We start from the raw sequence: 24,236 nt of genomic DNA, 5'->3' as shown, positions 1-24,236 counted from the left end.
CTATATTTGAGATTAACTAAAATCCCAATCATGCAGAAATTTAAGGCTTTAGGTCTAGGCTTAATCCTCTTTTGCGCTCTTGCACAAGCACAGGCACCAAAAAAACTTTCTTCAACTCAAATTCACCATGAGCTTCAAAAGCTGAATTTTTTAGGTACTGCACTATATGTTGCGGCACATCCTGATGATGAAAACACACGGCTTATAGCATATTTATCAAACCATGTTAAAGCAAGAACCGCCTATTTATCTTTAACTAGAGGTGATGGAGGTCAAAATTTGATAGGTCCAGAATTAAGAGAGTTATTAGGATTATTGCGAACTCAAGAATTATTGGGGGCAAGGCGTGTTGATGGAGGAGAACAACGATTTAGTAGAGCTAACGATTTTGGTTATTCAAAACATCCAGATGAAACTTTAGAGATTTGGGACAAAGAACAGGTTTTGGAAGATGTCGTTTGGACTATCCGTAATTTAAGACCAGATGTTATCATTAATCGCTTTGACCACAGAAGTCCAGGAACAACCCATGGTCATCATACTGCATCGGCCATGTTAAGTGTTGAGGCTTTTAATTTGGCAGCTAATAAAAGTGCCTATCCTGAACAACTCAGCTTAACAGACATATGGCAACCCAAACGTATATTTTTTAATACAAATTGGTGGTTCTATGGTAGTCGAGAGAATTTTGAAAAAGCAGACAAGTCAAATATGCTGAAAATGGATGTTGGTGTCTATTACCCCGAATTGGGTATTTCAAATAATGAAATTGCTTCTTTGGCAAGTAGTCAACATTTATGTCAAGGATTTGGTCGTATTTCACTGAGAGGTTCCCAAGATGAATATGTAGAGCTTTTAAAAGGCGATTTGCCCCCGGATAAGTCTAATCTTTTTGATGGAATCAATACCACTTGGTCAAGAATAGAAAATGGCGAGGCAATTGGAAATATTTTATACGCTATAGAAAATGACTTCAATTTTAAAGACCCTTCTTCACATTTAGGACAATTAATTGAAGCTTATGAACTGCTACAAAATATTGAAGATGAGCATTGGAAAAGTTTAAAATCCGAACATCTAAAAGAAATTATTCTTGCTTGCTCCGGTATTTATTTAGAAGCCAATGCCTCTGCAGCTTCTGCGGTACAAAATGAAAATTTAAAAGTGACTTTTGAGGTGTTGAATAGAAGTGAGGTCGACGTAAGGCTGTACAAGATACATATAAAGAACAGTCAGAATTCTTTAAGTCCAAATCTAAGTCTTGTAGAAAATAAGAAAGAGAATCTTGAATTAGAATTTGTAATTCCTGAAAACAACGCTTACACCTCCCCGTACTGGTTGAATGAGAAGGGGAGTTTAGGTATGTATAAGGTTTCGGATAAAAGTTTAATAGGCAAACCTGAGACACCCGCAGCATTTGAAGCAATTTTTCAATTAGATTTTTCAGGCACTACATTAGATTTTACTAAGCCTGTTTTTCGACGCTACTCAAAACCTGATAAAGGAGAGCTCTTTGAACCCTTTGTGATTTTACCTGAGGTGACTGCAAGTTTTACAGATGATGTCATGATTTTTTCGGATTCTCAACCTAAGAAGGTTGCACTGGCCATTCGGGCTGGAAAAAATGATATTTCCGGTATTGCAAGAATAAAATATCCTGTCGGTTGGAGCGTACAGCCTGAAGCTTTGAATTTTTCAATTACACAAAAGGGAGAAGTTCAAACAGTTTATTTTGAAGTAACTCCACCAGCCAATGAAAGTGAAGGTTATATCAGTCCATCACTAACTGTTAATGATAAAAACTATGACAAATCCCTAGCTGAAATCTCTTATGACCATATTCCAAAACAATCCATACTGCTGCCTTCAGAAGCTAAAGTAGTTCGTTTGAATATCCAGAAGAGTGGTGAAAACATTGGGTATATTGTAGGTGCAGGTGATAAAGTTCCTGAAAGTTTAGAGCAAATAGGCTATAATGTTCAGACCATAAATGTTTCAGAAATTGAAAAAGGTACACTAGATAAGTACGATGGTATTGTGGTGGGAATTAGAGCCTATAACGTTGTTGAAGAACTCAAATTCAAGCAAAGCCATTTGTTAGATTATGTAAAAGAAGGTGGTAATCTTATCATTCAATATAACACTGCAAATAGATGGCGTAACCAATTTGAAAATATTGCTCCTTATTCCTTAACAATATCAAGAGACAGAGTGACCAATGAAAATGCTGAGGTATCCATTCTTGCCAAAGATCATGCTTTGGTTAACTTTCCGAATACCATTGATAAAACTGACTTTGATGGTTGGGTTCAAGAGCGTGGGCTTTACTTTCCAAATGAATGGGGTGAGGAATTTACCCCTATACTTTCTATGAGCGATAAGGGCGAAACAGCCAAAACTGGTAGTTTGTTGGTTGCTCCTTATGGTAAGGGAAACTATATTTATACCGGACTTAGCTTTTTTAGGGAATTGCCCGCCGGAGTTTCAGGCGCTTATAAACTATTTGCAAACATGCTATCTTTAGGAAAAGAAAATATTAAAAACGAGGATGAGATCAAAGGATAGTTCAGAAAATAGTTTTGTTTGGAAAAAAGAATATTCTTTGGTACTCATTTTGAACACCATATACATTCTTCTCTTCCTATACATTATGAAAGCTAACATATAAAAATCATGGCGTTATTAGATTGGATTGTCCTAGGCGGAACGCTATTTTTTATTGTAGGTTTTGGGGTTTGGAAAACCAAAGGAAGCACAAGTGTTGATGATTATGTTAGAGGTGGTAGTGATGCAAAATGGTGGACAATTGGTCTCTCTGTAATGGCAACTCAAGCAAGTGCAATTACATTTTTATCAACGCCTGGTCAAGCTTTTCATGATGGTATGGGCTTTGTTCAGTTCTACTTTGGCTTACCTATTGCGATGATTGTCATTTGCGCTGTATTCATTCCTATATATCACAAACTAAAAGTATTCACTGCCTATGAGCTTTTAGAAAAACGATTTGACCTCAAAACTAGAACGCTTACAGCAGTTCTTTTTTTAATTCAAAGAGGGCTTGCTGCTGGTATTACGATTTTTGCTCCGTCAATTATTCTTTCAGCAGTTTTAGGGTGGGATTTAAGGACTCTAAACATCATAATTGGTGCTTTAGTCATTATCTATACTGTTTCTGGTGGTACCAAAGCGGTAAGTGTTACGCAAAAGCAGCAAATGTTCATTATAATGATAGGAATGTTCTTTGCTTTCTTTTTTATATTAGGAAGTTTACCTGCAGACATTTCTTTTGGGGAAGCATTGAAAATTGCCGGTGCGAATGAAAAGCTTACTATTTTGAACTTTGATTTTGACACCAAAAATCGATACACGTTCTGGAGTGGTATTACAGGTGGCTTTTTTCTAGCCCTAGCCTATTTTGGTACAGATCAGAGCCAAGTACAACGTTATTTATCCGGAAAATCAGTTCGAGAAAGTCAATTAGGACTTATTTTTAATGGTCTCTTAAAAATTCCGATGCAGTTTTTTATTCTGTTAGTTGGGGTTATGGTATTTGTATTTTATCAATACAATGCATCTCCATTAAATTTTAATCCTGCCGCAACGGAAGCTGTATTATTATCCGAATATGCTCAAGATTATAAATCATTGGAAGAAGGTCATTTAGAGTTGGAACAACAAAAACGCATGGCTCAAAATGACTATTCAGAGGCACTCAAGCTAAAAGATTATAATGCTATTGAACAGGCAAAGCTTAATGTAGTACAGGTCAACAAGGAGGAACGTATTAATCGTGATGCTGCAAAGACTTTAATTAGCGAGGCGAGCAAGAGTGCAGAAACCAATGATAAAGACTACGTATTTATCCATTTTATATTGAATAATTTGCCTAGAGGCCTAATTGGGCTTTTGTTAGCAGTTATTTTATCTGCTGCCATGTCATCCACAGCTTCTGAATTAAATGCTTTGGGAACCATTACCGCTTTAGACTTGTACAAAAGAAACAAAACAGGTCAGTTTACCCAAAAACACTACGTAGTTGCTACTAAATGGTTTACGTTCTTGTGGGGTATCATCGCTATTCTTATAGCTTGCGTTGCTAATTTATTTGATAATCTAATTCAATTGGTTAACATTATCGGTTCTATATTTTATGGCAATGTACTTGGTATATTTCTTTTAGCCTTCTTTTTTAAGTTTGTTAAGGGCAATGCAGTCTTTATTGCTGCCTTGGTCACACAAGCTATTGTTATATTAGGATGGAGTCAAGAATGGATGTCTTATCTATGGCTGAACGCCTTTGGCTGTGGCTTGGTCATACTGCTTGCAATTCTTCTCGAAGGTTTGGATAGAACCTTAGGCAACCCTCCGATTAAAGCATAAAAAACCCTGATGTTGCCATCAGGGTCAAAATATCTTTTTTACTTTTTATTACATTCCCCCCCATTCTTTAAGAGAATCTTTATTCATTTTAACATAGTCCATATTTCCAGCTTCTTCCGCTCCTGCTAAAGATTTTTTTGCTGTGGCTATTGCACCTGCTTTATCTCCTGCTTTAGCCAAAATTAATGACTGCTGTCTTAGCTGCCAGAATCTTGGGTTTTCAGTCATAGATATCGCTTTATCCATCCATTCTTTGGCTTTAGCAATATCTTTTCCCTCGCTTGAATAGTATACAGCAGCAGTGTAATAATCTCCAGCACTCGGACCAGACATTACTTTTTCAATATTTTGAACTACTTCGGTATCAGTAGATACAGCAAAGGGAATTCCCACATAAGTATTCTCCCAAAGAATTCCAAGATTTGCACTATTGCTAGTGACATCATCAATAGTAATCGTAAATGTTTCCACAGGCATTTCCATAGACAGAGCCGGTACAGTTGTCTTCGCCACAACTTTACTATCATCCCATTCCGCTGGGGTACCGCCACCTTCGGTATCCGTGTAAAAGAATACTTCCCATGTAGTCTTTCCTGGCTTGGTAAATACCGAATAGGTACCCGCTTTTACCGCCTGGTTAGCAATAGCGACATCTTTGTCAAAACTGATTTTAGTATAAGCATTTGCCCCGGTTCTCCATAAAGCATCAAAGGGAACTAAATCTCCGAAAATCGTTCTACCGCGCATAGATGGTCTAGAATAATCTACGGTAACTTCCGTTAAGCCAACAGTCTGCCAAATTTTTGCCGCAGGACTTGGTTGTGGTGTCTGTATCTGTGCTCCTAAGGTAAAGCTAAACAATACAGCCATTGTAAATAAAGCTAATTTTTTCATTGTAAGTGTTTTTTAATAATTGATAAGTCCCGCAAAGCTAAATATAAAGAGATGCTCCATATGTTAAGGAATACCTAAAGAAAGTAGTTAGTCCCTAAAAAATGGGACCGAAATAGCATCATCGATCAGAAAGAAAGTCAGGTAATAAATTGATTGATTATATATAGAAATATCGATTGGGGCTGTACTTAGTTCTTCTAGCGGAACATAGGAGACCATTCTACCAGAAATATCAAAAATTCCCATTCCTGTGATTGGTCGTTCGGTATTCAATCTATAATTAAGATTTTGTGAACCAAAGGTTTTATATGCCAATAATTCTTCGTCAATTGGGCTTTCTTCAATAGGGTTATCTTCAGATGGATTTTCTTCTACCTCATTATCCAACGTGAAAGTGAAAAGTCTTGATGATGAGTTTACAAGAGGAGGATTAGAAAACTCTTCAGAGCTAATATAAAATTGATTTGAGTCTATGAGAGTTATTGCCTCGACTTGTGCTTGACCTATTGACAAATTACTTTTTATTTTATTTCCGCTAAAAATAGTGTTACTATCAACATTTTCTATTAAGGCATAAAATGGGAACAGGAATTGGGAATACCCAACTAACGATAATAGATTGGTATTTTCATTAAAGTAAGCGCCTGTAACCAACCCATCTACCTGGTAAGAATCCATTCGTTCCGCTAAAAAAGCACCTGACAAATTAGGCACTTTGTAAGCCGTTGTCCCCTGTTGTTGCCACTGTTTAGTCAAAATAATTAATTCATCCCCAAAAACAAAAAGCGCCTCAGCATCAAAATCACTATTCTCAGTAGTAATAAAATTAGTTTGGTCTTCGTAAATAAAGTCAATAGTTTCCGCAGTTACAGTATCATTATTATTGTAGTCTGACTTTGCAATTTTAAGAATGCTTAAATCTTGCCGGTCACCATTATTATTACCAAAATCGCCTATATAGATATAGTTATTATCTTGGGCTATATCTTCCCAATCGATATTATCAACATTGGTAATGGTTACCGTTCTTGTGATTTCTAATGTATTTACATCAATTTCATATAACTCTGGGGCATTGCCAGAATCATTATGTGTAATTAATTTGCCATTGTAAGATAACAACCCCGAAGTTTCAAAAACTTGCTGAGGCAATGCTCCCACTTCAGTAATATCTGTTTGAGACCAACCCATGTTGGCACAAATTAAAAGTAATATCCAAATTTGAGTTTTCAAATACTTGATTTTCGATGTTTAAAATAACAACGAAATTTAGAAATTATCTCAAAACTTGGTTAAACTCAACTTTTAAACGACGTAATCAGAACATACACATCACTTCATCTTTTATTTTGTTTAACTTTTATTTTTTTTTATTAAACAATAATGCTTATATCTTTGCTAAAACGATTGTATGAAGTTATATCAGCTCAAAGCTAAACAAGCATTCCCTATTTCCAAGAAAGAGGCTTGGGACTTTCTTTCTGATCCGAAAAATTTAAAAGTGATTACACCGGACCATATGGGGTTTAATATTCTTTCTGGTGCGGATAGACCAATGTTTCAAGGTCAAATCATACAATACATTGTAAAACCTTTTCCAGGCTATTCTACGAAATGGGTCACTGAAATTACGCATGTTAAAGAAGGGGAATACTTTGTTGATGAGCAGCGTTTCGGTCCCTACGCTCTTTGGCATCACAAGCATTTTATAAAAGAAATTCAAGGCGGTGTTGAAATGGAAGATGTCATCGATTATAAAATTCCTTTTGGGGTATTGGGTCAATTAGCACACCCTCTTTTGGTTAAAAAGCAACTCAATCAGATTTTTCAATATCGCGAAATCAAATTGAATGAGCTCTTTGGGATTATGGAAAATCATGAAAATAGTTTAGAATTCATATCAATTTAAAATGAACAAAAACATATTACTTATAGGTGGCTCTCATGGTGTTGGATTTGAAATGGCGAAGGCATTACACAATAACAATACTGTTTATATAGCTTCTAGAACTAATGAGAAACTTTACAATTTAGATGTAAACTACATTCCATTTGATGCTACTACGGACACCTTAGATGAATCACAACTACCTGATGAAATTCATGGATTTGCTTATTGCCCTGGCAGTATAAATCTAAAACCTTTAAAAATGTTATCATTAGATATTTTTAAAGACGAAATGGAACTTAATTTTTTCTCTTTAGTGAGGGTAGTCAAAACCATTATGCCCAGAATGACGGAGGGATCTAGTATGGTTTTCTTCAGTACTGTTGCGGTTGGTATCGGTATGCCCTTTCATACTAGTGTGGCCTCGGCAAAAGGTGCTATTGAAGGTTTTTCTAAGTCTTTAGCAGCAGAATTTGCACCAAAAATTCGAGTTAATTGTATAGCCCCTTCTTTAGTAGATACTCCCTTAGCAAAAAGATTATTGAGTAATGACAAAAAAAAGGGCATGATGTCTGAAAGGCATCCGCTGAAGAGAGTAGGTAATGCTGAAGATATTTCAAATATTGCTGTTTTTCTGCTAAGCGAGAAGAGTAGTTGGATGACAGGGCAAATTGTTGGTCTAGATGGAGGAATGTCTACCTTGAATGTTTCATAATGTCAAAAAAAATCAATGTTTTTTGGTTTAGACGCGATTTACGTCTTGAAGATAATGTTGGTCTGTATCATGCTATAAATACAGATGTTCCTTTACTCCCAATTTTTATTTTTGACTCCGAGATTCTGGAAAGACTACCAAAAGATGACGCGCGATTGTCTTTTTTACATAAAACCCTTCAAGAATTACAAAATCAATTAAAAACAAAATCCAATAGTAGCATTGGTCTATATCGTGGAAAGCCTTTAGAAGTTTTCAAAAAGCTTATTGAAAGTAATAGTGTAATAAATGTATTTACCAATCATGATTATGAGCCTTACGCTATTAAAAGAGACCAAGAAATAGCGACGTTTTTATCTGAACGTGCTATTGGTTTTAAAACTTTTAAAGACCAAGTTATTTTTGAAAAAAATGAAGTGGTTAAAGGTGATGGCAACCCTTATGTAGTATATACACCGTATAAAAACAAATGGAAAGAACTTTTTAACCCATCTATAAACCTTATTGACTACAAAATACACTTCAACAATTTTGTGCCTGATATTGACGCACCAAATTGTTCTTTAAGAGATTTAGGTTTTGAACCCTCAAAAATTAAAGTAAAACCTTATATCGTAACCAAAGACCTGATTCAACAATACGAGGCCACTCGAAATTATCCGGCAAAGAAAAATGGCACTTCTAGTTTAGGACCGCATTTACGTTTTGGCACGGTATCCATCAGAAAAATGGTAAAAAAAGCCATTGAAGAAGAGAATGAAGTTTTTTGGAACGAACTCATTTGGCGAGAATTCTTTATGCAGATTCTATGGCACTTCCCTTATACTGTCAACAAAGCCTTTAGGCCAAAGTACGACAGAATTCAATGGAGGAATAATGAAGATGATTTTAAAAAATGGAAAAGCGGACAAACGGGCTATGCTCTGGTGGATGCAGGAATGCGTGAACTTAATACAACGGGATATATGCACAACCGCGTTCGCATGCTGGTGGCCAGTTTTTTATGTAAGCATTTATTGATTGATTGGCGATGGGGCGAAGCTTATTTCGCAGAAAGGTTATTGGATTTTGAGCTATCGAGCAATATAGGTAATTGGCAATGGGCAGCTGGCGCTGGTGTTGATGCAGCTCCATATTTTAGAATTTTCAACCCGATAACGCAAGTTGAAAAATTCGATAAGCATAAAGAATATATTAATACTTGGGTGCCAGAATTACAAGAACTTACGTACCCTACTATGATGGTTGACCATAAAATGGCACGGGAACGCTGTTTGAAAGTATATAAAGAAGCCGTCGGCTAATTCTTTTTCAGTATTTTAGAGATTCTATTTTAGAACTAACTCAATCCTTTTAAAATGAAAAATCGAATACTACTCATCCTCTGCATTTTGTCTGCATTTGGAGTAACAGCACAAAAAATCAGTTCCAATAAGAAAGCGGTAATAGCTTCAGTAGAAAAACACAAAGCTGAACTTATTAAAATCAGTGATTCTATTTGGGCTTTAGCCGAAACTGCTTTCAATGAAAGTGAATCTTCCCGAATTTTGGCAGATTACGCTGAAAAAAATGGCATGATGGTAACAAGAGCTGTAGCCGAAATTCCAACGGCATTTACAGCAACTTATGGTTCCGGAAGTCCGGTTATAAGTATCCTTGGTGAGTTTGATGCTTTGCCGGGCCTTTCTCAAAAGACAAGTCCCATAAAAGAACCATTAACTCCAGATGCACCGGGTCATGGATGCGGACATAATATGTTTGGCACAGCAAGTTTGGGGTCTGCCATCGCTATTAAAGAATTGATGGATGCAGGAAAAATAAAGGGCACAGTAAAATTCTTGGGGACACCAGCAGAGGAAAAGTATTTTGCCAAGGTATGGATGGTAAAAGCTGGACTTTGGGATGATGTTGACGTAAATATCAGCTGGCACCCAGGCGCTAACATTGAGGCGGATGTGCAAAGTGGTCTTTCGCTGATAGATTTTATTGTCGAATTTTATGGACAAGCGGCCCATGCTTCAGCAGATCCATGGAATGGGAGAAGTGCTTCCGATGCTCTAGAAATATATACAACGGGAATCAATTATTACCGTGAACATATCCTGCCAAGTTCACGAATTCATTACCATATCCAAGATGGTGGACAAGTAGTTAATGTAGTTCCAGACTATGCAAAACTTTGGGTTCGTGTTCGGGATCCTAAAAGAAAAGTAATGTTACCAACCTATGAACGAGTAAAGGCAATGGCAGAAGGTGCCGCCATTATGGCAAACGTAGATTATAAAATCTCTTTGGTATCCGGTATCTATGAGACTTTGGTAAATCGTTCTGGTGGTGAAATCATGCAGCAGAATATAGAATTATTAGGCCCAATTACGTATACCGATGAAGAAACTACTTTTGGTAAGGCTATTCAAAAAGCTACTGGCAAAGAAGAAGTTGGTATGGACAGTAGTATTCGACCACTAAGAGAAACTTTAGAAACTCCGGGAGGTGGGTCAACTGATGTTGGAGATGTCAGTTGGAATGTGCCTAATATCAATTTAAGTGCAACTGTGGCTCCAAAAGACACCCCCTGGCACTCTTGGGCCGTTGTAGCCTGCGGTGGCATGAGTATTGGTCATAAAGGCATGGTCTACGCATCTAAGGCCATGGCAATGACCATGGTAGATTTGTTTGAAAATCAAAAGTTAATTGATAAAGTCACGGAAGAATTCAAAGAACGCAAAGGTGACGAGGTGTACGAGCCTATGATTGATGGCCCTCCACCAATTGGACAGAATTAAAATCAAAGAATTGCTATGTTCGGATTATTTAAAAAGAAAACAGAAGTAGAAAAATTACAAGAAAAGTATCGGAAGTTGATGAAACAAGCTTTTGACCTTTCAAAAATCAATAGAAGTGAAAGTGATAGTAAATATGCAGAAGCAGATGAAGTCCAAAAAAGAATTAACAAACTTAGCCAGCATTAGTTTTTGTATTTCTATCTCTATACTGTTTTATTCAAATAGTTTAGCACAGAGTGGTAATCTGAAAGTATTCCAGCCTTTAATTGGCAAAACTTGGGTAGCGGAAGGTAATTGGGGAAATGGAACAAAATTCAAACAAGAAACTACATTTTCATATGACTTAGATAGCACAATTATAATTGCAAATTCAAATGGTTTTATCAACAAAGAACAAACAAAATTCGGTGATAGAAATCATGGAATACGAAAATGGGATGAAGAAAGTGAAGCCATTAGATTTTGGGAATTTGATGTTTTTGGGGGTGTAACCACGGGTAAAATCCTAGTTGATGGTAAAAATATGCGATATGAATATCAATACGGGACTACTGTAATTTCAGATTTCTGGGAATATATCGATGCCACAACCTATAACTTTACCATTGGCAATTATGAAGAGGGTAAATGGCAACAAAAATATCTAGAAACTCAGTTTAAAGCTTTAAATAAACCATGAATACTGTTCTTAGTACTTTTCCCTTAGGTTTTCCCTGGCAAACTCAGGATCCCTTTCTATTTGCCGTATATCATTTGGACCATTATCCTAAAGGAAATGGAGAAATGGGGCCTGACCCAAAATTATTGGAAGGACGAAACATTGGTAATGATTTTACCATTAAAGATGGCTGGCGTATGTATCATGGTTCAACTATTCCTGGTTTTCCGTACCATCCACATCGGGGCTTTGAAACGATTACTATAGTTAACAAAGGGTTTTGTGACCATTCCGATTCGCTGGGGGCCGCAGGCCGTTTTGGTGAAGGTGATGTGCAATGGATGACAGCGGGGCGTGGTGTTCAACATTCCGAAATGTTCCCATTGTTAAAAGATGATTCAGAAAACCCCTTAGAATTATTTCAAATATGGTTAAACCTCCCGAAAGCTGATAAGTTTGTTGACCCTCATTTTAAGATGTTGTGGCATGAGGATATACCCATCATAGAAGAAGAAAATGCCAAAATTAAAGTCATTGCAGGTAACTTTAAAGGTAATCAGGCCAATGAGCCCGCCCCAAATTCATGGGCGGCGAAAGGCGAAAACGATGTTGCCGTTTGGAACATTCATGTGGATGCCAATACCGAGTTCACGTTACCAAAAGCATCAACCGAAGTCACGCGAACCCTATACTTTTATGAAGGTTCAGAAATCTATTTTGGAGTTAAAAAAGTGAACCCCAATTTTGGTGTTGTATTAGATGGATTGCAAGACACAACTTTTAAGGTTGGCAACAAGCAAGCGCATCTCCTTATGCTCCAAGGAAAGCCGATTGGAGAACCCGTGGCCAAATACGGACCATTTGTCATGAATACGGAGGAAGAAATTCAACAGGCTATGGACGAGTATCGGGTAACGCAATTTGGAGGTTGGCCGTGGCCTTACCCCGATAATGTACATGAAAAAGAAAAAGGACGATTTGCAAAATACCCCGATGGAAAATTAGTAGATAAATAATAGGGATTATGAATTTCTATATAATATGTTAGTAATTACATAAATAAAGGCTTGGCCTTGTTTTATTATAAATTAAAGTACTGCTTAAAGGATATAATAGTTACCCTAATCTTCTAAACACCCAGCCTTCCCTCTAGTATCTATTAAGTAAATAATTTTCCAATCACCATCAAAGTTGACCATTTGAAAAGAGTTGATCCCGCAATGTGAAAACTCTCCATTGAGCCAAAATTCATATCCTACCCAAGCGTTTGCCATAGTTCTATCAACTTGAATGGACCATGATGTCAATTTTTCTTGAAATTGAATACTATCGGGTATACCAACTATAGAACTATATAATTTTTCAATTTTTTCAGTTCTGAACATTGTTTTACCCTCTTTATTTCTTCCTGTAGTTTGTAAAAGCACATTATCACCCACTACACCTTTCATTATTATAGAATCTTGTTTATGAAAACCGTCAAAAAAAGTTTCTACCACTTTTTGAACGGCCGCTTCATCATCATTTTCTGACTGAACCAACGTAAGACTTAAAAAAAACAAACTAAAAGAAATAATAATTTTCATGATTTTCACTTTTTGACTGAAATCCAAATTAAACAAATCTGCTTACATTTAGCCTCCAAACAATATAAAATGTCAGTAGCCAAAAAAGAATACAAAAGAGTAACCGTAAAATCATTGGTCGAAATGAAACAAAATGGGGAAAAAATCTCCATGTTGACCTCATACGATTATTCTATGGCCAAAATCGTAGATGCTGCAAATGTAGATGTGATTTTAGTAGGTGATTCAGCCAGTAATGTAATTGCTGGGCATGAGACTACCTTGCCTATAACACTTGACCAAATGATTTACCATGCCAGTTCTGTTGTGCGAGCTGCAAAAAGAGCGTTGGTCGTCGTCGATATACCATTTGGTAGTTATCAAAGCGACTCTAAGGAAGCATTACGCTCTGCTATTCGCATTATGAAAGAAAGTGGCGGGCATGCAGTAAAAGTAGAGGGTGGTGACGAAATTAAAGAGTCCGTAAAACGTATTATTGGTGCTGGTATACCCGTTATGGGGCATCTAGGATTAACCCCTCAATCTATCTATAAGTTTGGAACCTATACGGTACGTGCGAAAGAAGAAGAAGAGGCAAAAAAGTTAAAACAAGATGCCAAAATGCTTGAAAAATTAGGTTGTTTTGGATTGGTTCTTGAAAAAATACCTGCCAAACTAGCTCAAGAAGTCGCTAAAAGTATTTCCATACCCGTTATTGGTATTGGTGCCGGTAATGGTGTTGACGGGCAAGTATTGGTGGTCCATGACCTATTAGGCATGACTCACGAATTTAACCCAAGATTTTTAAGGAGATATATGAATCTTTATGAAGAAATGAGTAGTGCTATTTCAAACTATGTGGCAGATGTAAAAAGTCGTGACTTTCCCAGTCATGAAGAACAATATTAATTCAGTATACGCTGCAAATTTATGACAAGAAAAATTTTAGTTGTTCTTTTGATATTATCAAATATTAGCTGTGACCAAATCTCAAAGAAAATTGTACGAAAATCTGTTAATAGTAATAGTTATATACAGGTATTGAATGACAACTTCGTTTTAACCAAAATTGAAAATACGGGTGCTGCATTAGGGCTAGGGGAAAATTTGTCGCCTAATGCTAAAAAAGTGTTTTTAAATATTCTACCTGCTTTGGTTCTATTGTTTTTAACTTATCGCGTACTTACACATAAAAAAATAAATACGTATTCTATCATAGCTTTTTCATTCATTATCGGTGGTGGAATAGGTAATATTATCGATAGGTTTTTATATGGTTCAGTAACTGACTTTCTTCATTTAAAATTTGGTTTTCTTAAAACTGGAATTTTTAATCTGGCAGATGTATCTGTAACACTTGGAGCAATTACAATTCTTTTTTTATCACTCTTAAAAAAGAATGAAATATAAATGTTTCAAAAATCCAATCATCCAAAAATCGAACATTCCACTCCTTCTAATCTAAATATCATTTATGAGGACAATCATCTGATTGTTGTCAACAAGAGACCTGGTGATATTGTACAAGGTGATAAAACCGGTGATATTCCGCTTAGTGAAATTGTTAAAGAATTTTTACGGATTAAGTACAACAAACCTGGCAATGTTTACTTGGGTGTAGTACACCGCTTAGATAGACCGACCTCAGGAATTGTGGTTTTTGCAAAAACTTCTAAAGCATTGCCGAGGTTGAACAAGCTTTTCTCAGAAGGAAGAACAAAAAAAACCTATTGGGCTGTGGTGAAAAACCAACCACCGAAAATGGGAGATTCCTTAATACATTGGTTGGTTCGGAATCCTAAACAAAATAAGTCATATGCACATAAAAAGGAAGTGCCAAACAGTAAAAAAGCAATTTTAGATTACCATATTGCACGTCAATTAGACCATTATCATTTACTGGAAATTGACTTGAAAACTGGACGGCATCACCAAATAAGGGCTCAATTAACGGCTATTGGATGTACTATCAAAGGAGATTTAAAGTACGGCGCTGACAGAAGTAATAAAGATGGTAGTATTCATTTACATTCACGAAATCTAAGCTTTGAACATCCTATTAAAAAGGAACTAGTTAGCTTTATAGCTCCTCCGCCTAACGACCCAATTTGGAACGCTTGTCTATAATTTTACTTATTTTTAAACAAACACTGTTCCATGAAAAAAACATTCTCATTTTTGAGTTTACTTCTATTATTCAGTTGCGGAAGCTATAATTCAATTGATAGTTTTTATGAAGCACATAAAAATGATAATCAAGTAACAGCGATTAGAGTTCCACAGTTCATGTTAACCTTAGTGAGTGAAATCTCACCTGAAATGAAATCCTTGGTTGGGAACACCAGGGATCTTAGGTATATGCAATTCCCAAGTAAAACCAAATCGCAGACTCAATTTTTAAACAACCAAATGAACAATTTTGCTTCTAGCTCTTTTATTGAGGTTTTTCGTAAGAATAATGAATTGAAAAGAAACGTAGTTTCTATTCGTGAAAAACGAGATGTTGTTAAAGAAATACTGATTTATAATAATGATAATACTACAGGTTCTTTTCTTTATTTTAATGGAAATTTTGACCCAATGGTGGTTAGGAAACTTGCTAAAACCAGCGAATTTGATAAATTTTCGAATGGGCTTTTACCACAAATGAATTTAGCCACACCTGGAATAAGTAATTGACCCTATTCACTTTTAAGAGAACGAACACTCTCAATAACCACGGAGCTTAGAATTAACAATCCACCTAATACAGTCATCATAGTTGGTATTTCCTTTAGAAAAATGGCAACTATTACAATACCGAAAATTGGTTGTACACAACTTAAAATACTAGCCGTTGTAATTGAAAAATGCTTAAAGCTATTCAAAAACAAGGTATGCCCAATTGCAGTGGTCAATACTGCCAATAGCACTAACCATTGCCATTGCGATGTAATATCTGTCAATTCAAAATAAACAAAAGCGGGAGACATAAATAATACTATCGAAAACAATTGAAAACACATTAAGCTAGAACCGTTGTAGTTTATTGCCCTCTTTTTTAAAATAATATTACGCAGGGCATAAAATAGTGCAGATAATACGCCAATGGCTACAGCAATAGTGTAAGAATTGTCTAAGTCAAACGAAGGAACTAAAAAGTAAATTCCGATCAAAACTAAAAGCCCCAGAAGAAGATGTATCTTCTGAAACTTCGTCTTTAAAAACAGTGGTTCTAAAAATGATGTTAGAATAGGGTATGTAAATAAAGATAACATGCCAATTGCTACGTTTGAAAGTTTTAGAGAATAGAAATATGTAAGCCAATGTAACCCTAAAAACAAACCGCCTATTACTATGGGAAGCTTATCCATCTTTTCAACCTTAAAAGAAAAACCTTTCAATTTACAATAAATCACTAAAACCAAGAGTGCTAAAATGGAACGGGTAGCTATAATCAAGGGCACAGCTAGGTCAATATACCGCCCTAAAGCTCCTGAAGTACTTACAAAAATCATCGCTAGATTGATTTCTAGAAGATGAGAAAGACTTGTATTCTTAATTTTCAATTAAGCAAATTAACGGGTTATGGCCTTAGCTTTTTCCTTAATGATAGCACCGACCGGTTTGTTTTGAAGGTGGCTTTCAAGCCATGATAAAATGTCTAAATACAAAAAAGCCCGTTTTTCATAAGGATGGTCTTCATACTTTTTAAGTTCATCGTAAAGCTTTTGAAATTCATTCTTTAGCTCACTTGGGTATATGTCTCCAAGACTTCTTAAAAATTTAATCATTTCTTTTTGAACGGCTTGTAAGTCATTCATTTTGAGTAAAAACTTATAGGTACTCTTTAGCTGAACCTCTAAATGATAATCCATTCCTGCTTCATAGTGTGCAACTAGACTTAAGACGCGAGCAAAGCACATTAAGTCTTCACGCATTTTAAGGTTCTTGTTATTGATGATTTTTTTCAGATAAACTATGCAGTTTTTATTATCTCCATTTCCAAAGTACAAACAAGCAATTTTGTAGTATAGCAGCATAATATGATGCTCGTCTATTCTATCTTTATGTTTCTTTATGCCATACTCAACAATATTCACCAAATAAAGCCCTCTTTCAAAAGTACCCTCTAAAAAATGAAGATTTAACTTGTTAGAGTTGAGGTATAAAAATGCTAAAGAAGCAATATTGTCATTTTTTGGAAAGGCATCACTTCCAACCATTTCTTCCAACTTGATTAGAGTATCTTTAAACTGAGACCTATACTTTACATAAAATAAAGATTCTAGCAAATAATGATTGCCCTTTAAAAAGAATACGGGATTTAAATGAATCATTTCTTCATTCTCATAAAACAAGTCAACCCATTTACTTGCATATCTATAAGAAGACAAAAAATCTTGAGTTAAAAAGCTGTACCACAAATGGGCCTTATATAGCCATAATCGTTCGCGAAAACCAAGCTCATCAAGCTTAAAATCAGGGAGGTGTTTTTCAAAATAACGCTCTACTCGTTGTAAATCTTCATCATTTCTGACATAGCCTACCTTTAGCATCATACCATACAATTGTAATGATAGATTAGACAGTTTACTGGTCATTACGTTATTTTCGGATAAGTCTTTGGCCTGTATGGCAAGTTCATCTGCCCTATGAGGTATACTTCGAGTAATATATTGCGTTTCGATAATTTTCTCAAGTTCTACAATTTCGTATGCGACATTCTTTTCTTCATTATCAATGGCAGTACTTTTGGCCTTATCTAATATTTTAAGTGATTGTTTATACAATCCCTTTTGATATAAAATTGTTGCAAAATCTAGTTGCTCCCGAATTTGAACTCGAATATTTTGATTAACAGGGTTTAGTCTAAGACTCACTAAAATTTGTTTGTATAGATGCGCTTTTAAGTTAGAAAGCTGGGTCTTCTTAACAATACCACTATCTAAAATTTGGGCTTCATTGTAAGCCTTCATTTTATCCAATAAATTAAAGAGTGCCAAGAACTTAGCATCAGTATTGACCCCTAAACGACCTACATAAAGTTTAAACTGTCTTTTTTCTGATTTTGATAGTGATTTGACTAGTACAAATAAGGTGTCCTTTTGAGTATTTGTCATCGTAAAATAAACTAATTAAGTAGTTGTTGTTCAGTATTTTAATTAAACTGAAAAACAAATTAACATTGTAATGGTTCAGCTCCGTCACCGATGTATGAAAATCGGTATTTTATCTTCGTATAGTTTAGGTTAAACTACCCGAAATGATAAGTAAAGATAAGGTACAAATTTTTGACACTACACTAAGGGATGGAGAACAAGTTCCAGGCTGTAAGTTAGACACTACGCAGAAGTTGGTCATTGCCGAACGATTAGATGAGCTTGGTGTTGATATCATAGAAGCTGGTTTCCCTATATCAAGCCCTGGTGATTTCAATTCGGTACATGAAATAGCTAAATTGGTCAAAAATGCTACGGTTTGTGGTCTTACCCGCTCAGTTAAAAAAGACATTGAGGTCGCTGCTGAAGCCATAAAAATTGCTAGAAAACCTAGAATCCATACAGGGATAGGAACTTCAGATTCTCATATCAAATATAAGTTCAAGTCTACCCGTGAGGCAATTATTGAACGTGCTGTCGAAGCTGTGAAATATGCCAAAAGCTTTGTCGAAGATGTTGAATTTTACGCTGAAGATGCCGGTCGCACAGACAATGAATACTTAGCTAAAGTTTGTGAAGCTGTTATTAAAGCTGGAGCCACAGTACTTAATATTCCAGATACTACGGGATATTGCTTACCTGACGAATATGGAGCCAAGATGAAATATCTCAAAGAAAACGTAAACGGAATAGACAAAGCCATACTTTCATGCCACTGCCATAATGATTTAGGTCTGGCAACAGCTAATTCGATTGCAGGAGTCATTGGAGGTGCTAGACAAATTGAATGTACCATTAATGGCATTGGTGAACGAGCAGGAAATACCTCTTTGGAGGAAGTTGTAATGATCTTAAGACAGCATCCCAATTTGAATTTAGATACCAATATTAATAGCAAACTTTTGTATGATACGAGCTTAATGGTCTCCGATAAAATGGGAATGCCAGTACAACCCAATAAAGCCATAGTAGGTTCGAATGCATTCGCACATAGCTCAGGCATCCACCAAGATGGCGTTATCAAAAACCGAGAGACGTACGAAATCATTGATCCAAATGACGTTGGTGTGAGTGAATCATCAATTGTTCTTACCGCGAGAAGTGGAAGAGCCGCCCTGGCTTACCGTGCTAAAAATGTAGGTTATGAGTTAACAAAATTGCAACTAGATAAAGTGTACCAGAATTTTTTACAATTTGCTGATCTTAAAAAAGAAATTGTTGATGCGGATATTCATCAAATCATTGAAACTAGCAATATAAATATGGCAAGTTTAGCATAAAATGTTATTATAACTTTTTTAATTTATGAACTTGAATATTGCTTTATTGCCTGGTGATGGTATTGGTCCAGAAGTGTTGGATCAGGCAGTAAAATGTTTGCAAGCAGTTGAAGAAACATTCAATCACAATTTCACATACAAAGAAGCTTCTGTTGGTGCCATTGCAATTGATAAGACTGGAACTCCTCTTCCTAAAAAAACGCTAGACCTATGTAAAAATGCCGATGCCGTTCTCTTTGGGGCAATTGGTGACCCCAAATACGATAATAACCCTACAGTGAAAGTTCGACCAGAGCAAGGTTTATTACAACTGCGTAAAGAACTTGGTTTATACACTAACATTAGGCCCGTAAAAGTTTTTTCCACCCTAATAGAAAAATCTCCCTTGAAAGAAGAAATCATCACCAATACTGATTTCACAATTTATAGAGAGCTAACCGGTGGAATTTACTTTGGTGAAAAAAAAGTGAACGAGTCAGGTACCATAGCATCGGATCTTTGTGAGTATTCTGAAAAAGAAATCAGCAGAATAGCGCACATGGCATTCAAAGCTTCTAAAAACCGTAACAATAAGCTCACGCTGGTCGATAAAGCCAATGTTTTGGAATCATCACGCTTATGGCGCAGAGTGGTGAGCAAAATAGGAGAAAGCTATCCTGAGGTGCTCTTGGAGTTTTTATTTGTAGATAATGCGGCCATGCAAATCATCTTAAATCCAAGTCAGTTTGATGTAATACTGACAGAAAATATGTTTGGTGATATTATATCAGATGAAAGCAGTGTGATAGGAGGTTCAATTGGTTTACTGCCCTCGGCGTCTATTGGAGATGAGCGTGCTCTTTTTGAGCCCATTCATGGTTCTTACCCGCAAGCTACTGGTAAAAATATTGCCAACCCGATTGCGTCAATACTTTCAGCTGCTATGTTATTAGAGCATTTTGGGCTCTTTGAAGAAGCAATGTCCGTAAGAGAAGCAGTGGATAAATCTTTAAGAAAAGGAGTTGTCACTTCAGATTTAGATGAGACCAGCAAATATGGAACGGACCATGTAGGTGACTTTATTGCAGATAATATTGTTGATAACCCCGACGATTTTAACATGAATGATGAGAACATCGGTCTAGGTAAGTCTACCATTATCTAATCATTCAGATAAAAGTTCTTTCACTGTTTCATCAAATTCCACTTTAAATTTCTCGTACTTTTCACCCGTTGCGGGCCCATTAAAACCTGTATGTATTTTGCGTACTATTCCTTTTTTATCAATGTAAATAGTAGTTGGGTATGACAAAATGTGATTCAACATTGGTAGTTTTTCATTCGCTTTAGTTTTACTAGATGTGCCAACTTGAGCCAATAAAATCGGATAATCTACCCCTACCCTATCTTTTAAACGCTGAATACCTTTAAACGCCTTTTCTTCAGTTCTTGCATACTCAAAAGCTAAAGCAACCATTTTTAAATCTGGATTAGGGTTTTTCTTTAAGTAATCAACATAAAACTTTGTTTCGTCCAAACAATTGGGGCACCACGTTCCCATAATCTGAACTAGTACAACTTTATCTTGAAATTCCTCATTAGTAAGACTAGTCGTTTTTCCATCAACATTAGGAAAAGAAAAATCAAATTTTTCATACCCCTCGTTTAAATACGTTAATGAGTTTGCGTCAGGTAATTCATAAGCATCATTTCGCTTGGCGACAAAATTCTCAACGTAATGGTTTCCGGAATAAAACATCCCAGCTAAAGTACTATCGGTCGCATTCGCAGTAAATAAAAAGGCATGAGCACCATCAAAAGTTGATAATTTTAATTGATTACCATCTACAACCCCTTCTAGATATCTATAATCACCGGTCGTCGTCCGTATAGTGCCTGTTACAATATGTTCGTTCTGATAAAAAATTCCTTTTGCGATGTATGGTGATTCGGTATCATTATTAAACTCGGCTTCCCAAATTCCTGAAACATCAACTTTAGCTTCCGCCTCAACCTTAAATCTTGGGCGTTCACCATATTCGGCAATGAATGGCACAAAGCGCTCTAAACTCTCTTTAATAAAGCTTCCTGTGATACTGTTTTCTGTAAATATACCTGAGATATATCCTTCAAAAACTGGCATTCTAATAAGTATTGAATCATTTTTGACCGTAATCTCATCCACAATTAGTACTTCATCAGAATTACGCATTTCTAAAACATATTGATTCCCTTCCTCTTTAGATAACTTAAAATTAAATGGTAAAATTTCATCATCAGAAACTTTTAAATTAGCCCACCACTCGCCTACTTTTATTTGTTTTACGGGTTTTTCATTACATCCCATAAAAATCAAAAAGACCGCAAGTATTAAATATACTTTTCTCATACCATTAAAATTTGTTCAATTTATATCGAAAAATTGAAATTAACTTACACAATTGACTAGAATCTTTGCAAGTAATTCACATTGAATGTCAGTTGGCAATGTTTTATCTTTGCTGACTTTAAAATTTGGTAATGAAAATTTCATACAACTGGTTAAAACAATTTTTACAACTAGATTGGGAAGCACAGAAAACAGGGGAGCTTTTAACTGACTTAGGCTTAGAAGTCGAAGGTGTTTCAAATTTTGAATCAGTTAAGGGTAGTTTAGAAGGTATTGTTGTGGGTCATGTACTTACCTGTATTCAGCACCCAAATGCAGATCGCTTAAAATTGACAACGGTTGATATTGGTGAAGAGAACCCCATACAAATAGTATGCGGAGCGCCTAATGTAGGAGTTAATCAAAAAGTGCCTGTTGCAACTATTGGCACTACTTTATTTTCAGAGGAAGGCGAAGCGTGGAAAATAAAAAAAGGTAAAATACGAGGTGAAGAAAGCCATGGGATGATTTGTGCAGAAGATGAAATTGGTTTGGGCAATGGGCATGACGGTATCATGATTTTAGATGAAAGTTTAACACCAGGTACTCCCTGTAATGAAGTATTTGATATTGAAACCGATCAAGTTTTTGAAATAGGGCTTACTCCCAATAGATCAGATGCCATGAGCCATTTTGGAGTTGCACGTGATTTAAAAGCTGGTCTTGAGCATCGAGAAGTATCCTTAAAATTAAATACACCATCTACTAGTAATTTTTCTATTGATAATAGATCTTTGAAAATGGATGTTATTGTTGAAGATAATAATCTAGCCCCAAGATATTGTGGTGTAACCCTTCGCAATATTTTAGTACAAGAGTCACCAGATTGGTTAAAGAATAGGTTAAAAGCAATCAGTGTATCGCCCATTAACAATGTCGTAGACATTACAAATTACGTGCTACACGAATTAGGTCAGCCACTGCATGCATTTGACGCTACAAAAATTAGAGGCAATAAGGTTGAAGTCAAAACCTTGCCAAAAGGCACAAAGTTTGTAACACTTGATGGTGCTGAAAGAGAATTGCACGAAGATGATCTCATGATTTGTGATAGCGAAAAACCCATGTGTATTGCTGGCGTTTTTGGGGGAATTTATTCAGGAGTCAATGAAAATACGACTTCAATTTTTCTTGAAAGCGCTTATTTCAATCCAGTTTCAATTCGTAAAACTGCAAAGCGACATGCTTTGAACACTGATGCCTCTTTTCGTTTTGAACGTGGTATTGACATCAATTTGACTGAATATGCTTTAATGCGAGCGGCGCAACTCATTAAAGAAATTGCTGGTGGTGAAATTAGTTCTGATATTGTTGATTTATATCCAAATAAAAAGGAAGATTTTCAAGTCTTTTTGACGTTTGATAAAATCAATAAACTTATTGGTCAAGAAATACCTCATGACTCTATCAAATCCATTTTGGCTTCATTAGAAATAAAATTGAACAATGTTACTGAATCTGGGCTAGGTCTTACTATCCCTTCTTACAGAACAGATGTAACCCGTGAAGTTGATGTGATTGAAGAGATTTTACGTGTCTACGGATATAATAAAATAGAATTTAACGAAAAGTTTACTGCTTCGGTTGCTCCAACTAGCAGACATGAAAACCATAACCTCCAAAATGTAGTAGGTGACCTACTTGCATCAAGAGGGTTTTATGAAATAATGACCAATAGCCTAGTTCCAAAAACTCATAATGACTTATTAAAAAAAGAACAAGACAGTACGGTAAGCATGCTAAATCCATTAAGTGCCGATTTATCGGTGCTTAGAGAATCTATGTTGTTTTCTGGTCTAGAAACTTTAGTTTATAATCAAAATAGAAGACAACAAAACTTAAAGTTTTTTGAATTTGGAAAAACATATGTTAAACAAGAAGAAGTTTATCACGAGCAAACACATCTTAGTTTGTTTGTTAGTGGAAATCAAATAGAGAATAACTGGAAAGTTGATGCGCAACCTTCGGATTTCTTCTACTTAAAAGGTGTTCTAATTACACTTTTAAACAGGTTGGGAATTTCAAGCACGAAAGAAAAACCTTTGCTTAACGATTACTTATTTACAGAAGGTCTTGAAATATATTATGATAAAATCAAACTCCTAGAATTTGGTTTGGTCAACAAATCGGTATTAAATAGGTTTGACATCAAAAATGCTATCTTTTATGCCGATTTAAATTGGGATGTCATTAAAAATAAGCTGCCATCCAATAGTGTAGTCTATAAAGAAATTCCAAAATTTCCTGAGGTAATTCGAGATTTGGCCCTATTGATTGACGAAAATATTTCTTTTAAAGAAGTATATGATCTAGCATTTCAAACAGAACGGAACTTTCTTAAGAGCGTACACCTGTTTGATGTCTATGTAGGGGATAAAATTGAGAAAGGTAAAAAATCATATGCCGTAAGCTATATGCTACAAGATTCATCCAAGACGCTTACCGATAAGCAGATTGAAAAAATAATGTCAAAGCTTCAGCATACATATGAGAGCAAACTGCAAGCTGAGTTGAGGTGATGT

At 35.8% G+C, this 24,236-nt stretch carries 22 protein-coding genes; 16 read left to right on the top strand and 6 right to left on the bottom strand.

From position 1 onward, the window contains the following. The first annotated feature begins 30 nt into the window (after window positions 1-30). Window positions 31-2,565, top strand: coding sequence for a PIG-L family deacetylase (locus tag RM706_RS09860; protein WP_311350933.1), 2,535 nt, complete (start codon window positions 31-33; stop codon window positions 2,563-2,565). 108 nt (window positions 2,566-2,673) lie between these two features. Beyond that, complete coding sequence (locus RM706_RS09855; RefSeq protein WP_311350931.1) at window positions 2,674-4,380, top strand: sodium:solute symporter family protein; 1,707 nt, start codon at window positions 2,674-2,676, stop codon at window positions 4,378-4,380. A gap of 48 nt (window positions 4,381-4,428) precedes the next feature. On the opposite strand, the gene RM706_RS09850 is transcribed toward RM706_RS09855, so the two are convergent. Both RM706_RS09850 and RM706_RS09845 read right to left on the bottom strand, forming a co-directional pair. Next, window positions 4,429-5,274 (bottom strand): DUF2911 domain-containing protein, encoded by an 846-nt coding sequence (locus RM706_RS09850; protein ID WP_311350929.1) that lies wholly within the window; start codon window positions 5,272-5,274, stop codon window positions 4,429-4,431. Window positions 5,275-5,361: 87 nt separating this feature from the next. Beyond that, a complete protein-coding gene (locus RM706_RS09845; protein ID WP_311350928.1) occupies window positions 5,362-6,507 on the bottom strand; it encodes a T9SS C-terminal target domain-containing protein in 1,146 nt (381 codons plus the stop codon). A gap of 178 nt (window positions 6,508-6,685) precedes the next feature. On the opposite strand from RM706_RS09845, the gene RM706_RS09840 reads away from it, so the two are divergent. From RM706_RS09840 to RM706_RS09810, 7 genes are read left to right on the top strand one after another with little or no spacing between them, the layout of a single operon-like run. Further along, window positions 6,686-7,183, top strand: a complete 498-nt coding sequence (locus RM706_RS09840; RefSeq protein WP_311350926.1) for an SRPBCC family protein — start codon at window positions 6,686-6,688, stop codon at window positions 7,181-7,183. 1 nt (window position 7,184) lies between these two features. After that, window positions 7,185-7,877: an SDR family NAD(P)-dependent oxidoreductase gene (locus RM706_RS09835; RefSeq protein ID WP_311350924.1), complete on the top strand. Its 693-nt coding sequence runs from the start codon at window positions 7,185-7,187 to the stop codon at window positions 7,875-7,877. Continuing rightward, entirely contained in the window at window positions 7,877-9,181 is a 1,305-nt protein-coding gene (locus RM706_RS09830; RefSeq protein ID WP_311350922.1) for a cryptochrome/photolyase family protein, read from the top strand. Before RM706_RS09835 ends, RM706_RS09830 begins: the two co-directional genes overlap by 1 nt. A gap of 54 nt (window positions 9,182-9,235) precedes the next feature. Further along, window positions 9,236-10,663, top strand: a complete 1,428-nt coding sequence (locus RM706_RS09825; RefSeq protein ID WP_311350908.1) for an amidohydrolase — start codon at window positions 9,236-9,238, stop codon at window positions 10,661-10,663. Between the two features lie 15 nt (window positions 10,664-10,678). After that, window positions 10,679-10,849, top strand: coding sequence for a Lacal_2735 family protein (locus RM706_RS09820; protein ID WP_311350905.1), 171 nt, complete (start codon window positions 10,679-10,681; stop codon window positions 10,847-10,849). Beyond that, complete coding sequence (locus tag RM706_RS09815) at window positions 10,809-11,342, top strand: hypothetical protein (protein ID WP_311350903.1); 534 nt, start codon at window positions 10,809-10,811, stop codon at window positions 11,340-11,342. Before RM706_RS09820 ends, RM706_RS09815 begins: the two co-directional genes overlap by 41 nt. Next, window positions 11,339-12,337, top strand: coding sequence for a pirin family protein (locus tag RM706_RS09810; protein ID WP_311350901.1), 999 nt, complete (start codon window positions 11,339-11,341; stop codon window positions 12,335-12,337). The genes RM706_RS09815 and RM706_RS09810 overlap by 4 nt, the downstream gene beginning before the upstream one ends. A 105-nt stretch (window positions 12,338-12,442) precedes the next feature. Here the strand turns inward: RM706_RS09810 and RM706_RS09805 are convergent, their stop codons facing one another. Then, a complete protein-coding gene (locus RM706_RS09805) occupies window positions 12,443-12,907 on the bottom strand; it encodes a nuclear transport factor 2 family protein (protein ID WP_311350899.1) in 465 nt (154 codons plus the stop codon). 69 nt (window positions 12,908-12,976) lie between these two features. Here RM706_RS09805 and panB point away from each other — a divergent pair, with 69 nt between their 5' ends. From panB to RM706_RS09785, 4 genes are read left to right on the top strand one after another with little or no spacing between them, the layout of a single operon-like run. Next, window positions 12,977-13,795 carry a 3-methyl-2-oxobutanoate hydroxymethyltransferase gene (gene panB, locus RM706_RS09800; RefSeq protein ID WP_311350897.1) on the top strand — a complete coding sequence of 273 codons (819 nt, stop codon included), beginning with the start codon at window positions 12,977-12,979 and terminating at the stop codon, window positions 13,793-13,795. 21 nt (window positions 13,796-13,816) lie between these two features. Then, complete coding sequence (lspA, locus tag RM706_RS09795; protein ID WP_311350895.1) at window positions 13,817-14,296, top strand: signal peptidase II; 480 nt, start codon at window positions 13,817-13,819, stop codon at window positions 14,294-14,296. Beyond that, window positions 14,297-15,013 (top strand): RluA family pseudouridine synthase, encoded by a 717-nt coding sequence (locus tag RM706_RS09790; protein WP_311350893.1) that lies wholly within the window; start codon window positions 14,297-14,299, stop codon window positions 15,011-15,013. Between the two features lie 30 nt (window positions 15,014-15,043). Continuing rightward, on the top strand, window positions 15,044-15,565 hold the full coding sequence (locus tag RM706_RS09785; protein WP_311350891.1) for a DUF4252 domain-containing protein: 522 nt from the start codon (window positions 15,044-15,046) through the stop codon (window positions 15,563-15,565). Window positions 15,566-15,567: 2 nt separating this feature from the next. Here RM706_RS09785 and RM706_RS09780 read toward each other — a convergent pair whose 3' ends face one another. Next, window positions 15,568-16,434, bottom strand: a complete 867-nt coding sequence (locus RM706_RS09780) for a DMT family transporter (RefSeq protein WP_311350889.1) — start codon at window positions 16,432-16,434, stop codon at window positions 15,568-15,570. 9 nt (window positions 16,435-16,443) lie between these two features. Then, on the bottom strand, window positions 16,444-17,988 hold the full coding sequence (locus RM706_RS09775; RefSeq protein WP_311350887.1) for a hypothetical protein: 1,545 nt from the start codon (window positions 17,986-17,988) through the stop codon (window positions 16,444-16,446). A gap of 146 nt (window positions 17,989-18,134) precedes the next feature. On the opposite strand from RM706_RS09775, the gene RM706_RS09770 reads away from it, so the two are divergent. Together RM706_RS09770 and leuB are read left to right on the top strand one after the other, a co-directional pair. Continuing rightward, on the top strand, window positions 18,135-19,307 hold the full coding sequence (locus tag RM706_RS09770; protein ID WP_311352012.1) for a 2-isopropylmalate synthase: 1,173 nt from the start codon (window positions 18,135-18,137) through the stop codon (window positions 19,305-19,307). 25 nt (window positions 19,308-19,332) lie between these two features. Beyond that, window positions 19,333-20,451 carry a 3-isopropylmalate dehydrogenase gene (gene leuB, locus RM706_RS09765; RefSeq protein WP_311350885.1) on the top strand — a complete coding sequence of 373 codons (1,119 nt, stop codon included), beginning with the start codon at window positions 19,333-19,335 and terminating at the stop codon, window positions 20,449-20,451. On the opposite strand, the gene RM706_RS09760 is transcribed toward leuB, so the two are convergent. Next, a complete protein-coding gene (locus tag RM706_RS09760; RefSeq protein WP_311350882.1) occupies window positions 20,452-21,675 on the bottom strand; it encodes a peroxiredoxin family protein in 1,224 nt (407 codons plus the stop codon). Window positions 21,676-21,806: 131 nt separating this feature from the next. On the opposite strand from RM706_RS09760, the gene pheT reads away from it, so the two are divergent. After that, a complete protein-coding gene (pheT, locus tag RM706_RS09755) occupies window positions 21,807-24,233 on the top strand; it encodes a phenylalanine--tRNA ligase subunit beta (RefSeq protein WP_311350880.1) in 2,427 nt (808 codons plus the stop codon). Window positions 24,234-24,236 lie beyond the last annotated feature (3 nt).

This window comes from Croceitalea rosinachiae, from assembly GCF_031846445.1.
GTDB lineage: Bacteria > Bacteroidota > Bacteroidia > Flavobacteriales > Flavobacteriaceae > Croceitalea > Croceitalea rosinachiae.
This window is presented reverse-complemented; position numbering and strand designations above follow the sequence as displayed.

Bases quoted from the DNA above. Each gene is read 5' to 3' on its own strand.
- RM706_RS09860 (WP_311350933.1), top strand. From the start codon at position 31: ATGCAGAAATTTAAGGCTTTAGGTCTAGGCTTAATCCTCTTTTGCGCT.
- RM706_RS09855 (WP_311350931.1), top strand. From the start codon at position 2,674: ATGGCGTTATTAGATTGGATTGTCCTAGGCGGAACGCTATTTTTTATT.
- RM706_RS09850 (WP_311350929.1), bottom strand. From the start codon at position 5,274: ATGAAAAAATTAGCTTTATTTACAATGGCTGTATTGTTTAGCTTTACC.
- RM706_RS09840 (WP_311350926.1), top strand. From the start codon at position 6,686: ATGAAGTTATATCAGCTCAAAGCTAAACAAGCATTCCCTATTTCCAAG.
- RM706_RS09835 (WP_311350924.1), top strand. From the start codon at position 7,185: ATGAACAAAAACATATTACTTATAGGTGGCTCTCATGGTGTTGGATTT.
- RM706_RS09830 (WP_311350922.1), top strand. From the start codon at position 7,877: ATGTCAAAAAAAATCAATGTTTTTTGGTTTAGACGCGATTTACGTCTT.
- RM706_RS09825 (WP_311350908.1), top strand. From the start codon at position 9,236: ATGAAAAATCGAATACTACTCATCCTCTGCATTTTGTCTGCATTTGGA.
- RM706_RS09820 (WP_311350905.1), top strand. From the start codon at position 10,679: ATGTTCGGATTATTTAAAAAGAAAACAGAAGTAGAAAAATTACAAGAA.
- RM706_RS09815 (WP_311350903.1), top strand. From the start codon at position 10,809: ATGAAGTCCAAAAAAGAATTAACAAACTTAGCCAGCATTAGTTTTTGT.
- RM706_RS09810 (WP_311350901.1), top strand. From the start codon at position 11,339: ATGAATACTGTTCTTAGTACTTTTCCCTTAGGTTTTCCCTGGCAAACT.
- RM706_RS09805 (WP_311350899.1), bottom strand. From the start codon at position 12,907: ATGAAAATTATTATTTCTTTTAGTTTGTTTTTTTTAAGTCTTACGTTG.
- panB (WP_311350897.1), top strand. From the start codon at position 12,977: ATGTCAGTAGCCAAAAAAGAATACAAAAGAGTAACCGTAAAATCATTG.
- lspA (WP_311350895.1), top strand. From the start codon at position 13,817: ATGACAAGAAAAATTTTAGTTGTTCTTTTGATATTATCAAATATTAGC.
- RM706_RS09790 (WP_311350893.1), top strand. From the start codon at position 14,297: ATGTTTCAAAAATCCAATCATCCAAAAATCGAACATTCCACTCCTTCT.
- RM706_RS09785 (WP_311350891.1), top strand. From the start codon at position 15,044: ATGAAAAAAACATTCTCATTTTTGAGTTTACTTCTATTATTCAGTTGC.
- RM706_RS09775 (WP_311350887.1), bottom strand. From the start codon at position 17,988: ATGACAAATACTCAAAAGGACACCTTATTTGTACTAGTCAAATCACTA.
- leuB (WP_311350885.1), top strand. From the start codon at position 19,333: ATGAACTTGAATATTGCTTTATTGCCTGGTGATGGTATTGGTCCAGAA.
- RM706_RS09760 (WP_311350882.1), bottom strand. From the start codon at position 21,675: ATGAGAAAAGTATATTTAATACTTGCGGTCTTTTTGATTTTTATGGGA.
- pheT (WP_311350880.1), top strand. From the start codon at position 21,807: ATGAAAATTTCATACAACTGGTTAAAACAATTTTTACAACTAGATTGG.